This window comes from Pontibacillus sp. ABV4_188, from assembly GCF_056311905.1.
Genome location: NZ_CM149975.1, coordinates 2,929,828 through 2,944,713 on the forward strand (window position 1 = coordinate 2,929,828; position 14,886 = coordinate 2,944,713).

Annotated in this window: 11 protein-coding genes; 2 read left to right on the top strand and 9 right to left on the bottom strand. The window is 40.6% G+C overall.

Annotated features, from left to right (window positions below):
• Positions 1-133: 133 nt before the first annotated feature.
• The 6 genes from ACYX4O_RS15110 to zapA all read right to left on the bottom strand — a co-directional run bounded on the left by ACYX4O_RS15110 (position 134) and on the right by zapA (position 7,630).
• Positions 134-1,849: a long-chain-fatty-acid--CoA ligase gene (locus tag ACYX4O_RS15110; protein ID WP_476351858.1), complete on the bottom strand. Its 1,716-nt coding sequence runs from the start codon at positions 1,847-1,849 to the stop codon at positions 134-136.
• A gap of 344 nt (positions 1,850-2,193) precedes the next feature.
• Positions 2,194-2,601: a DUF350 domain-containing protein gene (locus ACYX4O_RS15115; RefSeq protein ID WP_476351860.1), complete on the bottom strand. Its 408-nt coding sequence runs from the start codon at positions 2,599-2,601 to the stop codon at positions 2,194-2,196.
• 17 nt (positions 2,602-2,618) lie between these two features.
• Positions 2,619-4,970: an endonuclease MutS2 gene (locus ACYX4O_RS15120; RefSeq protein WP_476351862.1), complete on the bottom strand. Its 2,352-nt coding sequence runs from the start codon at positions 4,968-4,970 to the stop codon at positions 2,619-2,621.
• 22 nt (positions 4,971-4,992) lie between these two features.
• Positions 4,993-6,711 (bottom strand): DNA polymerase/3'-5' exonuclease PolX, encoded by a 1,719-nt coding sequence (polX, locus tag ACYX4O_RS15125; protein ID WP_476351864.1) that lies wholly within the window; start codon positions 6,709-6,711, stop codon positions 4,993-4,995.
• A 102-nt stretch (positions 6,712-6,813) separates the two neighbouring features.
• Positions 6,814-7,362: a CvpA family protein gene (locus ACYX4O_RS15130; protein WP_476351866.1), complete on the bottom strand. Its 549-nt coding sequence runs from the start codon at positions 7,360-7,362 to the stop codon at positions 6,814-6,816.
• Positions 7,355-7,630 carry a cell division protein ZapA gene (zapA, locus tag ACYX4O_RS15135; protein ID WP_476351868.1) on the bottom strand — a complete coding sequence of 92 codons (276 nt, stop codon included), beginning with the start codon at positions 7,628-7,630 and terminating at the stop codon, positions 7,355-7,357. Before zapA ends, ACYX4O_RS15130 begins: the two co-directional genes overlap by 8 nt.
• 159 nt (positions 7,631-7,789) lie before the next feature.
• Here zapA and rnhC point away from each other — a divergent pair, with 159 nt between their 5' ends.
• Both rnhC and ACYX4O_RS15145 read left to right on the top strand, forming a co-directional pair.
• A complete protein-coding gene (gene rnhC, locus ACYX4O_RS15140) occupies positions 7,790-8,728 on the top strand; it encodes a ribonuclease HIII (protein WP_476351870.1) in 939 nt (312 codons plus the stop codon).
• Between the two features lie 122 nt (positions 8,729-8,850).
• Positions 8,851-10,248 carry an alanine/glycine:cation symporter family protein gene (locus ACYX4O_RS15145; RefSeq protein WP_476351872.1) on the top strand — a complete coding sequence of 466 codons (1,398 nt, stop codon included), beginning with the start codon at positions 8,851-8,853 and terminating at the stop codon, positions 10,246-10,248.
• A 78-nt stretch (positions 10,249-10,326) separates the two neighbouring features.
• Here ACYX4O_RS15145 and ACYX4O_RS15150 read toward each other — a convergent pair whose 3' ends face one another.
• From ACYX4O_RS15150 to pheS, 3 genes are all read right to left on the bottom strand, one after another.
• Positions 10,327-11,151 (bottom strand): YitT family protein, encoded by an 825-nt coding sequence (locus tag ACYX4O_RS15150; protein ID WP_476351874.1) that lies wholly within the window; start codon positions 11,149-11,151, stop codon positions 10,327-10,329.
• 162 nt (positions 11,152-11,313) lie between these two features.
• Positions 11,314-13,746, bottom strand: a complete 2,433-nt coding sequence (gene pheT / locus ACYX4O_RS15155) for a phenylalanine--tRNA ligase subunit beta (RefSeq protein ID WP_476351876.1) — start codon at positions 13,744-13,746, stop codon at positions 11,314-11,316.
• Positions 13,747-13,759: 13 nt separating this feature from the next.
• Complete coding sequence (gene pheS, locus ACYX4O_RS15160) at positions 13,760-14,794, bottom strand: phenylalanine--tRNA ligase subunit alpha (RefSeq protein WP_188651154.1); 1,035 nt, start codon at positions 14,792-14,794, stop codon at positions 13,760-13,762.
• Positions 14,795-14,886: the final 92 nt, after the last annotated feature.

A 14,886-nucleotide genomic window follows, 5' to 3' on the forward strand; every position in this document is an offset into this window, starting at 1 on the left:
TGGATCCCCTAACTATACGTTATAAAATGAATGACTATTCATTCATCTTTCATTCTACAAAAGGATCAAACTTCTGTCAATCTTAATATAGTAGGCATGTCTCTGTTCATTCCAAAGAAAAAGAGCCAAAGGCTCAACTAGTTGTTTTGTTAGACTGGGCAAGCTTTTCTTTCTCTTCATCTATGAGAGACCGCCTTAGAATCTTACCAACAGCTGTTTTTGGCAACTCTGTTCTGAATTCATAAATTCTAGGCACTTTATAGGCAGCAATGTGTTTACGGCTATATGCGTCCAATTCTTCCTCAGTAAGGGTTTTATTCTCTTTTAGGACAACATATGCTTTGACCGTTTCACCTCTATAAGGATCAGGCACTCCCGCTACTACAACTTCTTGAATAGCTTCATGCTCATACAACACTTCTTCGATCTCACGTGGATAGATATTGTAGCCTCCAGCAATTATCATATCTTTCTTACGATCAACAATATAGAAATATCCTTCTTCATCCATGTATCCTAAATCGCCTGTTAGTAACCATCCATCACGTAACACTTGATCTGTTTCTTCAGGCTTATTCCAATAGCCTTTCATAATTTGAGGACCAAAGACTGCTATTTCACCAATTTCACCAGGTTCAGCTTCTTCTGTTGTTTCAGGTTTAAATATTTTTGCATCTGTGTCGGGCCATGGTACACCAACACTCCCACTCACTCGTTTCTCCCAAACAAAATTCGAATGCGTAACAGGTGAAGATTCAGAAAGGCCATACCCTTCTACTAACTTTCCGCCGGTGACTCGCTCAAATTGTTCTTGTACTTCTGCCGGAAGTGGTGCAGAGCCACTAATACATGCTTCAATAGAAGATAAATCATATTTCTGTAGAGATGGATGGTTTAATAGTGCAATATAAATTGTTGGGGCACCAGGAAATAGCGTTGGACGCTGCTTTTGGATGGTCTTTAACACATCCTCTACTTCAAATTTAGGAAGCAAGACCATCTTATTCCCCAACATAATAGATAAGTTCATGACTGAGGTCATACCATAAACATGAAAGAAAGGGAGAATACCAAGGATCACTTCTTCACCTTTTTTAGCTTTGTACAACCATGCATCCGACATTTGGGTATTAGATACTAAGTTAAAGTGGGTGAGCATAACGCCTTTTGGAAAACCTGTTGTTCCACCTGTATATTGAAGAATCGCTACATCTTCTTTAGGGTCAATATCTATTTCATTGACAATTCCAGAAGCATCTAACATTAAATCTTCCCATATGTGTGTATCGCCCCCATGTTCTGGTTGAACGATGAGTCCATATTGCTTTTTTTGAATAAATGGATACAAAATATTTTTAGGAAATGGTAAGTAATCTTTTATCCCTGTAACGATGACATGCTCAAGATCAGTCTTTCCCTTAATAGTTGATACTCGAGGATAAAGGATATCTAAACAGACAATCATCTTTGCACCAGAGTCTTTCATTTGATACTCGAGCTCACGTTCAACATAAAGCGGGTTCGTTTGAACCACCACACCACCAGCTAGGAGAATCCCATAGTAAGCGACAACAGACTGAGGACAGTTCGGTAACATAATGGAAACTCGGTCCCCTTTATTTAACCCCAAATATTGCAGGTAGCTTGCAAATTGCTTCACCTCTGAATATAAAGACTCATACGACATTTCCTTCCCTAAAAAGTGAAGCGCTTTCTTTTTTGAGTATTCTTGAGCGCTTTCCTCTAAGAATTGATGGATTGGTTTTTCATCGTATTGAATAGACTTTGGAATCTCGCTTGGATAATGTTTTAACCATGGTCGTGAATCTACTTTCTGCAATTCACTCATACCGTACCCCCTCCAATAATAAAAAAATAGACTTCTTACCTATATTATAACGATAGTCCCACCAAAATTGAAAGATAATTTAGAAAATTTTAACCGAAAGGCTCCTCATTTACACGCTCAATTGGATAGTAATCGGAAACATTCTCTCAGCTTGTGTTTTCAACAGAAGGCACCATTGTTGCTCAAAACGAGATCCAAGATATAAAAAAGCTCCCACTGACTTATTAGGGTCAGCGGAAGCTTCAGGTTAAACGAAAAACACCATATAAATAATTCCCACGATGATAAAAGCGGCGGAAACGATGCCTAAAACTTTCGCTAAAGTTTCCATCTGATTCTCTCCCTTAATTTATGTTTGCTCCAATGACAAAGGATAATCCTACCGAAATGACCATTGAGATAAAACCGACAGCTCTATTATCCTGTTCGATCTCATCATCAATTCGGAAACTTGGGGTTAAGAATTCAAAAATAAAATAACCAAATAATAGCAACAAATACCCAAATAATCCCCAACCCATCATTTCTAAAAGAGAATCATTATGGAGAATAGAATACCGGAAGATATTCGATATCCCAAAGATCTTCCCGCCTGTAGCCATCGCTACTGAAAAGTTCCCCTTCTTAATTTGTTCCCAGTTGTTATATTTCGTTACGACTTCAAAGATCGCAAGGAATAAAACAGCGCAGAGAACAGCAACGCTATAGCGTGCTGCTGTCTCTACTAGGGCATGTTCCCAAAAGTTCATCATTCTCTCCCCTTAATCCTTTAACGTAGTTCAAAGACGGTAACCCCGCCTCCTCCTTCGTTCATACCACCTGAACGTGCACCTGCTATTGATCGATGTTGTTTAGCAAAGTTTTCGACTCCCTTACGAAGGGCGCCTGTCCCTTTTCCATGAATAATGTTCACGTTTTTATAACCTGCTAAAATAGCATCATCGACATATTTCTCTAAACGATGTAAAGCCTCTTCATATCGTTCACCCCGAAGATCGAGTTCTGGCTTAACGTGGTGACTTGATCCTTTAACTGTAGCCATTGGCTTTTGCTTCAAAGGTTCCTCACGTTTTACAAATTCAAGGTCTTTCGCCTTTACTTTCATCTTCATAATCCCTAACTGCACCTGAAATTCCTTTTCGTTAACCTTTTCAATGATATGTCCCTGTTGATTTAATGATAAGACATTCACTTCGTCACCAGGTTGTAAGGCAGGCTGGGCAGCTTTCTTCTTAGCAGGCTTTTCTTGTTTTTTCTTAGCCAGCTCTGGTTGAGCCTCATCAAGCATTTTCCGAGCTTCAATCCATTCGTGCTCCTTAAGCTCAGCTTGACTCTTCATATTACGCATTTCTGATACAATCTTTTCAGCTTCTTGTTTCGCTTTATCAACCGCTTTTTTAGCTTTCTCTTCTGCTTTTTGGTATAAGCCTTCTCGCTTATTCTCAAACTCAGACCATTTTCTCTCTAATTCATTACGTAGTTGGTGTGCTTCTTGCAACAATTCTTCCGCTTCTTCGTAATCACGATCTGCTCCACGTTTAGATTCTTCTAGTGAAGCGATCATGTTTTCAACGCTCTCAGAATCAGACCCCATATGTCCTTTAGCGGTTGTAATGATTTCCTCATCTAACCCCAATCTTCTTGAAATCTCAAACGCATTACTACGACCAGGTACCCCAATAAGCAAACGATAGGTTGGCCTTAATGTCTCTACATCAAACTCAACAGAAGCATTTACAACGCCATCTCTATTAAAACCATATGCTTTTAACTCAGGGTAGTGAGTTGTGGCTATTACTCTAGCCCCTCTTCCAACCACATCATCAAGTATGGACATAGCAAGTGCTGCACCTTCTTGAGGGTCAGTTCCTGCTCCTAGCTCATCAAAGAGGACCAACCCTTTGTGGTCGACTTTTTGTAAAATATCGACGATGTTCGTCATGTGAGAAGAAAAGGTACTTAACGACTGCTCGATGGATTGCTCATCACCAATGTCAGCAAAGATGTTCTCAAAGACAGTAAGCTCACAGCCATCTTGTGCAGGAATTTGCAAACCAGCTTGAGCCATTAATTGACAAAGGCCCACCATCTTAAGTGTTACGGTTTTACCACCAGTATTGGGGCCAGTAATTACAATTGATGTGAAATCTTCACCAAGTTCTACATCGTTTGGTACAACTTCATCTTCAGAGATTAACGGGTGACGCGCTTGCTTCATTTTAATGATCCCTTGATCGTTAATTGTAGGCTTAGCAGCTCTCATTGATTTACCAAAACGAGCTTTAGCAAACATAAAGTCAAGCTGAGCTAGTACATCAACATTTTGATACAAGTAATCCTCATCCGCTGCAATCCGTTCAGATAGTTCAATTAAAATCCGTTCAATTTCATGCTTTTCTTGTACCCTTGCTTCCTGAAGCTGATTATTTAATTCCACAACAGCTTGAGGTTCAACAAATAGGGTAGCACCTGAAGAAGATTGATCATGAACAATACCGCCAAAAGAACCCCTGTATTCTTGCTTCACAGGTAGTACATAGCGGTCATTACGAATTGTAATAATGGCATCTGAAAGCATCTTACTTTTAGATCTTGTCCATCCGTCCAATTTATCACGAACTTTGTTTTCCGTTGTTCGTATGCGAGAACGCAAGGTACGTAGCTTATCACTAGCTCCGTCCATCACTTTTCCGTGATCATCGATGCGGTTTCTGATCGATCGCTCTAAATCATTAAGAGGCACGATTTGTTCAGCCATCTCTTCTAAAATCGGAATCGATAACTCTTCGACATCCATGTCTTCAATGAACGTCTTCATTTGCTTACTCCCATAAAGGGTACTTGCGATATCAAGACACTCTTCTGGTTGTAACATGCCTCCGATACTAGCTCGTTTCACATGGGGACGAATATCAAAGACTCCCCCCAGAGGAGCATGTCCTTTTAATCGAAGCACATGAGCGGCTTCGTCCGTATCGGCTTGCCACTTACGAACCTCTTCAACATCAATTGATGGTTTAAGCTTCAGAATTTGCTCTTTCCCAAGGGAGGAAGATGCTTGTTCTGACAACTGTTCAATCATTTTATTATATTCTAAAACATGATAAATTCGTTCATTCATGGTTGTGAACCCCTTTTATTCATTACCTGTTTTCATTCATAAACGCTTTAAGTTGGTCAACAGTCCAGGTATTAAGCACTGTATCTTTCTTAAGCCAACCTTTACGACCAATTCCAACGCCCACTTCCATATCTTCTAACATAGAGTAGTTGTGTGCATCTGTATTTATAGCTATACGAACCCCTTCTTCTTGAGCCTTTCGTATATAAGAAGCCGCAAGGTCCAACCGATTCGGGTTCGCATTAAGCTCAAGAGCGGTGTTCGTTTCTTTAGCCCCTTTAATTAGTTGATCAATATCTACGTCATACCCATCTCTTCTTCCAATCAAGCGCCCTGTTGGGTGAGCGATTAAGTGAACATGAGGGGATTCAAGGGCCGTTTGCAGCCTTTTCATAATCGTTTCTTGAGGTTGGGTGAAATTAGAGTGAATCGAAGCTATGACAAAATCCATCTCTTTCAGAAAATCATCGGAGAAATCTAAAGATCCATCTGGTAAGATATCCATTTCAATACCTGCGAAGATATGAAAATCTTTCATTGCTTCATTTACTTTTTGTATTTCTTCCCTTTGTTTACGAAGGCGGTCTTCATCCAATCCATTTGCTACACGCAAATACTTGGAGTGATCGGTTATCGCGATAAACTCATAGCCTTTTTCCTTTGCTCTTTCGGCCATTTCCCAGATAGACTGTGCCCCATCACTCCACGCAGAGTGCATATGGAGGTCACCACGTATATCCTTGTGCTCTAGCAATGGTATAGATTCTTTAAAAGCTTCTACTTCACCTGTTTGCTCTCTTACTTCAGGAGGGATATAATTCAGATTGAAATGAGAAAAGAAATCTTGTTCAGTCTTAAAGGTCTTTACTTCTCCTGTTTCGCTGTTTTCTACACCGTACTCACTAATCTTCTCACCCTGGTCTTTCGCAAGTTGGCGCATAGCCACATTGTGATCTTTCGAGCCAGTAAAATGATGTAGTGTAGTGGCAAACTCTACAGGAGCAACAAGACGGAAGTCAACTGCAATATCATAACCTTCCGCTAAGAGAAGGGACACCTTCGTATCTCCTTTGGCAATAACTTCCTTAACATTATCGATTTCTAGGAGTTGATCACGAACCGCTGCATAATCGTTCGTAGCAATAATAAAGTCTAAATCCTTTATTGTTTCTCTCATTCTTCTTAAACTTCCAGCTCTTGAATACTGTTCAATGCTAGTCATAGTATCAAGATAGCCTTCAATCTTCTTTGCTAATGGTAGCATAATTGCAATTGGAAGTCGTTCAGGGCGCTTTGTAATATCTTCTAAAGCTTGAAGAATTTTTTCTTCTGTTTTCTTACCAAATCCGCTTAATTCTCGAACTTTACCTTCTTCGCACGCTGACTTTAAAGAGGTAGCATCGATTACGCCTAACTCTTGATAAAGTTTAGCCAGCTTTTTACCGCCAAGTCCTTGAAGCTGTAGCAACGGCACAAGACCAGCTGGAACTTCCTCTTGCAGCTGATTTAAAGTATCAGATTCACCTTTATCAATGAACTCGTCAATAACAGCAGCTGTCCCCTTGCCTATACCATTCATCTTTGTAAAGTCCTCAATCTCTGATAAAGAACGATCATCACTTTCTAAGGCTTGTGCTGCCTTGCGATAGGCGGAGATCTTAAAAGGATTTTCCCCTTTCAGTTCAAGGTATACAGCAATCTGCTCCAAGTTCTTAACTAGTTCTTTTTTATCTACTTTCATCGTTTCACCTGCTTTTTAGGATATCAATACAAAAGTCTTCATTGAGTAAATTCACCTATTCAACCATTCCGTAAAGAAAAAACTTCTCACATTAGAGAAGTTTTAAAGGTGCGGTGATACATGCTCAAACCACAAGGTCTTTATTTGACCAGAAAATAAAGGCGTATGTTCAACAATGGCTTGTGCAATAAATGAATCATCGATAGCACTTTGGATTATGTTAATTGGCACAAGAGCCGATATGTATAAAAAGATAAACAATATGAAATACATTTCTATAAATCCGAGTGCTGCTCCTAGTAATCCGTTCGCTGTATGAATAATAGGAAGGTCCGCTAAGAAATCTAACATTGAAGCAATAATTTGCATGACAATCTTTACGGAGAAAAATATCGCAGCAAAGGCTATAGCATGGTAGAATGCTCCCTCTAATGGAAGAGATTCTACAAATACTGCCCAGTTTGACCCCTCCGGCAATTCAGGATAAGGAATCCAAAGCTGCAACTTAGGAGATAAATCATCGTAGTACACGACCGCCAAAATGAATGCCACAATAAAACCAGTCATATGAAAGAGTTGTAATACAAACCCTCTGCGTAATCCTACCAATATCCCTAAAACTAATATTCCCAATAATAATAAATCAATCATGGTCTGAACGATCCTCTTCTTTCCTTTTTGATTCAACTATATTTGTATAATCTTCTTTTAGCTTTAAGTAATCATTCATGGTGTTAACCGCTGTTAGAACAGCCAGTTGCGCAGTATCCAATTTGGGGTTTGTCTCTTGGATCTCTTTCATCTTTTGATCCACCAGACTCGCCACCATACGTATATGGTGCGATGGCTCCTCTCCTACGATCTTGTATGTTCGATTATGTATATCGACCGTTGTTCTTCTTTTGTCTGAATTCGACACAGAGATATGCCCCCTCACCCACATTAGAATCCTAAATTTAATATTAACATGAAGCTGTTCAATAAGGAAAGCGTTGTCCTATCTTTACCTCGATTATTCAGCTTTATCTTGCAATTTGGTATACTGAAATTATTCGTTTTTAGAAGGAGATGGTACAAGTTGTCTCAATCAGTCCTCAAACTACCAACTAATCAATTATATAAAATGCAAAGTTATTACAAAACGTCATTAAAGGGAAATCCACCACCTGGTGCTGTATTCGCTGCTAAAGTAAACGGTTGTTCCGTTACCGCTTATAAATCTGGAAAAGTATTGTTCCAAGGACCAAATCACGAGCAAGAAGCTAGCAAATGGGGCAAGACAGATCCTTCTGGGAAGAAAAAGCCAAGTAAGCCCTCTCCCACCGACTCACAGTATGCGCCACCAGCCCACCTTTATACGTCTAGTCATGCAGGATCTGACGAAGCTGGAACCGGGGACTACTTTGGGCCAATTACAGTCGCTTGTGCATACGTACGAGAAGATCAGATTGCGAGGCTTAAAGCTGCAGGCGTCAGAGACTCTAAAAGTTTAAAAGATCCACAAATTGAGCAAATCGCACGTAAAATTGTTCAAATGGAAGTCCCTTATTCACTCGTTACCCTGCACAATGAGAAATATAACCAGTGGCAGAGAAAAGGATGGTCTCAAGGGAAAATGAAGACGATGCTTCATCACCACGCTTATAATAAGCTGTTACAGAAAATGAATCCAACTCAACCAGAAGGCTGGGTGATTGACCAGTTTGCAGAACGGTCTATATATGAGAAGCACTTACGCTCTGAAAATGCCTCTCTTCAAGATAATGTGTACTTCTTAAAAAAAGCCGAATCATATTCTATAGCTGTTGCAGCTGCTTCCATTATAGCCCGCACAGGGTTTGTACGTCAGATGGATAAGCTATCTGAACAAGCGGGATTCACCTTACCAAAAGGGGCATCTCAGAAAGTGGATCAAGCCGCAGCTAAACTTATTGAAACAAAAGGTAGCCAAGCCTTAGAGCAATATGCTAAAGTACACTTCGCCAATACAGAGAAAGCATACAAATGGATTAAATGAGGATTAAGCTGCACCATATAAATGGTGCAGTTTTTTTATATCTTTCAAAACGATTTAATATACATTTATAGGGTATACATCCATTATATAACACAAAATACATATTTGGAGGAGATTATTAAATGGAATGGTTATCCTTGATCTCAAACTTCCTGTGGAAGTACGTGTTATCCGCTCTCCTGATTTTTGTAGGTGTTTTTTTCACCGTTAAACTTAAGTTTTTTCAGATTCGATATTTTGGACATATCCTCAATCAAACTGCAGGGCAGATCTTCAAAAAAGACAAACAAAAAGGTTCTATTACCCCTTTCCAAGCTTTCACCTCCTCACTCGCCTCGACAGCTGGAGCTACAAATATTGTTGGAGTTCCAGTAGGGATCTACTTAGGAGGGCCGGGTGCATTATTTTGGATGTGGATCATTGCTTTAATCGGAATGGCAACAAAATATGGAGAAATTGCAATGGGATTAAAATATCGTGAAAAGAATAAAGAAGGAATTTGGGTAGGCGGACCACAGTATTACATTCGTAAAGCCCTAGGGTGGAAAAAAATTGCGTTTATGTTTGCATTTATACTTATGATCGAACTTATACCAAGCATAATGGTTCAATCCAACTCCATTACCACACAAGTCCAAGGAGCCTTTGGTTGGGACCGATGGATTACTGGTTTAATTATAACGGGGATTGTAGGGATTATAGTCTTTGGAGGTATTAAACGAATTGCTAACGTAACAGATAAAGTTGTTCCCTTCATGGTTCTCACATACTTAACCATTTGTTTAATCGTAATTGGGGCGAACATCTCTCAAATCCCATCTGTATTTAGCCTAATCTTCACCCATGCATTCACACCGATCTCTGCAACAGGAGGCTTCGCCGGAGCCGGATTTGCACTTGCATTACGATGGGGGATCGCTCGCGGTTTATATTCGAATGAAGCCGGACTTGGAACAGCGCCTATCACCCACTCTGCCGCTCAAACGGATCACCCTTCTAAGCAAGCATTCTGGGGCGTTTTCAGTGTATTCATAGATACAATCATTATCTGTACGGTGTCAGGATTAACTGTTCTTGTGACAGGGGCTTGGACGAAGGTCGAATCATCTGAGGAAGCATCTAACATGATTGATATAGCTCTCTCGACTATGTATGGAGATACATTTGGAGGAGGATTCATTTCCTTATTTCTCCTTTTCTTCGTGCTAACTACTATAGGAGTGCTAGTGTTCTTCGGAGAAAAGCAGGCAGAATATCTATATGGATTAAAAGCATCTTGGATTATGCGTTTCGTATATATTGTATCGATTTTTGTAGGAGGTATAGGAGGATTAGAATTTGTTTGGCAATTCCTTGATTTAATGTTAGCAGCTGTCGTCGTCTTTAACGTGATCCCACTCTTCTTTATGAGAAAAGAGATTTTTGATTTGACCGATGATTACTTTAACAGAGTATACAAAGGAAAAGACACAAAACCAAAGATTACGCTATTCCATGACCAAGACCCACCTAACATGTAACCTAAACACTTCTCGTAGTGTAGACATGAATTGAAAAAACGAGAGCTCTGTTGCAAGAGCTCTCGTTTCTTTATACCATTATTTAAATCCGCCGCCAAAGGCATTTCGTACATCGTGAATAACAACAAAGGCTTGTTCATCAACTTCATTTATTATTCTTTGGAGTTTAAACGTTTCTTGTTTGTGAACAACGACATACAATACTTTCTTATCTTTTTTAGAATAGCCACCATACCCCTCTAAGACTGTAACCCCTCTTGGCACATTAGAGTTGATAGCTTCTAAAACCTCATCTGGAGTCTCAGATATAATGGTCACCGCTTTTCTCATGTTAAGTCCATCCACTATGAATTCAATAGCACGAGCCCCAACATATACAGCTATAACGGTTAGAAGTGCTTTTTGCTGGCCAATTACAAAGACAGATCCTCCAATAACAATCATGTCGATGAATAGGGTGGCATTCGCCATACTCCAACCCCAATTTTTTTTCATCATTTGAGAAATGATTTGAGTACCACCTGAAGTACCACCTGCACGAAAGATCACCCCAATACCTCCGCCTGCGAAGAGCCCTGCGTATATAGGAGCGAGTAATGAATCAGACTCGATCGGTGTCCCTAAGTGTTCCGTTGACCATAAAAAGAAAGACGTTGCAAAGATTCCAATAAAGGTGTAAATCATCATTTGCTTATCTAGATACTTAAAACCTACCATTATAAGGATCGTATTTAAAACAAAGGTGGATAACCCTGTAGACAAATCGAAAACGTAATATAATACAATTGAAATACCAATGATTCCACCCTCGGATAAACCGTTAGGAATTGCAAAATAATTAATTCCTAACGCAAAGATGAAGGAACCTATTACAATAAGTGCTATGTTTTTGACATGTTGCACCCAATCACCGCCTTTCCCCTTTTTATTTGTATTATGGGGGATGACCCGCGGTAATGGCAACCAACACCTTTTATGCTTTCCGTTTCCCCCTACCTAACTTAAATGACAATAACGTAATCTTAAATCCAAAAACCCCCTCTTCCGAAAAAGAGGGGGGTAATTTTAGGCGCGTAGTTCTGCGTTGTATTGTTCTTTTACTTTATCAAGTATCGCTCGGTGTGTCTCTTCTACTTCTTCGTCCTTTAACGTACGCGTAGGATCCAAGTAAAGAAGAGAGAAGGCTAATGACTTCTTACCAGCTTCAAGGTGTTCTCCTTGGTAGACGTCAAAGACTAAACAATTCTTCACTAGAGGAGCACCTGTTTCAAGAATGGTCTTGCGTAGATCTCCTGCTGCTACATTCTCATCGACCACAAGCGCGATATCGCGGCTGATTGATGGATAACGAGGAATTGGTGTATACGTCTCTTCTGAGGAGATCGCTTTAAACACTTTTTCTAGGTCCACGTCAAAAGCATATGCTTCTTTTAGATCGTATCCTTTTTGAAGTTTAGGATGAAGTTGGCCAACATGACCGATCGTCTCTCCATTTAGCTTAACCAATGCTGTACGTCCGGGATGCATCCCATCGACTTGGCCTTGTTGATAAGAGATTTGCTCTTCAATATCCAAGTAATCAAATAATCCGTCTAAGATTCCTTTGACAACATAGAAATCAACGTCTTTCTTTTCTTGTTGCCAAGGATGCGTTAGCCAGCTTCCCGTAAGTACACCTGCTAAACGCTCTTTCTCATCTGGTTGCTTTGTTAAAACAGCCTCTTTCGTTACATAGATGGATCCAACTTCATAAAATGCAACGTCTTTTTGTTTACGTGCTACATTATAAGAAGCCGAGGCTAGCATTTCAGGTAATGCGCTAAGGCGAAGGTGACTATGCTCTTCACTCATGGGCATTGCTAGGTGGACCGGACGAACATTCTCTCCTTGTACATCAGGGCTCACTAATAGATTCGCTCGCTGTTCTGTCGTCAGGGAATATGTCAGGGTCTCAGAAAGCCCAGCGCCTTCAAGGTAACGACGTACTTTACGACGCAATGCTTGATATGCTGTTAAACCACCAGCATTACCAGCTCCTTGCGGCATCGTGAATGGAATGTTGTCATAGCCGTACATACGTCCAATTTCCTCTACCATATCTTCTACAAGAGAAATGTCTCCACGGCGTGTTGGAATGCTCACTGTAAACGTTTCTCCTTCTTGTTCATAAGAGAACTGCAGTTTACGTAAGATATCTTGAATATGAGCATCGTCCATATCTGTGCCTAGCACATGATTCATGCGTGATGTAGTGAAAGTTACTGTCTTTTCTTCATAGGACAATCCATCGTATGCAACTACTCCATCTAACACTTCACCGCCAGCATAATCTGAAAGAAGCTGTGCTGCGCGTAGGCCAGCTCTTTGAACGCGATCAGGGTCGACGCCTTTCTCAAAGCGAACAGAAGCTTCACTACGTAATCCGTGGTCCTTTGCAGCTGAGCGAACAGCTTGTGGATCAAAGTAAGCCGCTTCTAAAAGTACTGTCGTTGTTCCTTCGTGAACTTCAGAATCAGCTCCCCCCATCACTCCTGCAATTGCCACTGGCTCTTGGCCATTTGTAATGACAAGGTGGTTAGAAGAAAGAGTTCGCTCTTCGTCATCTAACGTCTTGATTGTTTCTCCTTCTGTAGCACGACGAACGACAACTTCGTTGCTGCCGAAGCGGTCATAGTCAAAGGCATGAAGAGGCTGGCCATATTCAAGAAGAACATAATTAGTAATATCAACTACATTATTAATTGGACGAATACCAGCTGATATCAAACGATTACGCATCCATAGCGGGGCAGGACCTACTTCAATATTTTTCACAACCATTGCACCATAATAAGGGTTTAAGTCACCATCTTTAACAGTAATAGAAACAGCGTCTTCTGCTTTCTCTTCAGTAATTTGCACGTCTTCATTTGGGAAGTGAATAGGTGTATCAAGAATCGCAGCTACTTCATAGGCAACACCCAACATGCTTAAAGCATCTGAACGGTTAGGCGTTAAGCCAAGTTCAATAATAAGGTCATCAAGGTTTAATAAGGAAGAAGCATCAGCACCCAACTCAGGATCGCCATCAAACACGAAGATCCCTTCAGCAAATTCAGCCGGTACGTACTTCTCATCGATGCCTAGTTCTTGAAGAGAACAGATCATACCAGAAGACTCTTCACCGCGTAACTTTGCTTTTTTAATTTTAAAGTTTCCAGGTAGTACCGCTCCAGGTTTGGCAACAGCTACTTTCTGACCTTGAGCTACATTTGGAGCCCCACAAACGATTTGCAGAACCTCTTCGCCAACGTCCACCTGGCATACATTTAATTTGTCAGCGTTAGGGTGTTGGTTGCATTCTTTAACATATCCGACAACAAGGTTCTCGATCGGTTCACCAAACGGCTCTACCCCTTCAACTTCAATACCTGTCTTAGTAATTTTTTCGGCTAGATCTTCAGGTGTTAGCCCTTGAAGATCCACGTATTGTTTTAACCAGTTTAATGATACAAACATGCTTTTCTCCTCCTTACGCCTTATGGAATTGATTCAAGAATCGTACATCGTTCGTGTAGAAATGGCGAATGTCATCGATACCATACTTCAACATAGCAATACGTTCAGGTCCCATACCAAAAGCGAAACCTGTATATTCATTCGGATCATACCCTGCCATCTCAAGTACATTCGGGTGAACCATTCCAGCACCTAAAATTTCAATCCAGCCTGTTCCCTTACAAACAGAACATCCTTCTCCACCACACATCTTACAAGAGATATCCATCTCAACAGAAGGCTCTGTGAACGGGAAGAAGCTTGGGCGTAGGCGGATTTCACGCTCTTCACCAAACATTTGTTTAGCAAAAGCATTTAAAACACCTTTTAGATCGCTCATACGAACATGTTTGTCTACTAGCAACCCTTCAATTTGAGTGAATTGGTGAGAGTGTGTAGCATCATCTGTGTCACGACGGTAAACCTTTCCTGGACAGATCACTTTAACAGGACCTTTCCCTTTATGTTGTTCCATTGTACGAGCTTGTACAGGTGAGGTGTGCGTTCGCATTAAGATCTCTTCGGTAATATAGAAGGAATCTTGCATATCACGTGCCGGGTGACCTTTTGGTAAATTTAAAGCCTCGAAGTTATAGTAATCTGCTTCCACTTCAGGACCTTCTGCAATTTCAAAGCCCATTCCGATAAACAGATCTTCAATTTCTTCAATTAAACTTGTCAGAAGATGAGGGCCCCCTGTTTGAGCAGGACGTCCAGGAAGCGTAACATCAATCGTTTCTTCCTGCAGCTGCTTCTCAAGCGCTGCTTCTTCCATTTTTGTCTGCTTCTCATCAATAGCCGTCGAGATTTCCTCGCGAACATCATTTGCCATTTGTCCAATAACAGGACGTTCTTCCTTAGGAAGCTTTCCCATACCTCGAAGAACTTCCGTAATCGGGCCCTTCTTTCCTAAGTATTGAACCTTTACATCTTGAAGAGCTTTTGCATCTTCAGCTTGCGCAACCTTTTCAAGGGCTTCAGTTTTCAGTTCTACTAAGCGCTCTTTCATCTTAATCCTCCTCATAAATCGATCGTCATTTTTTGAGAACATAAAAAAGTCCCCTCCCTCTTAAAAAAGGGACGAGACTTGTTCGATATGGT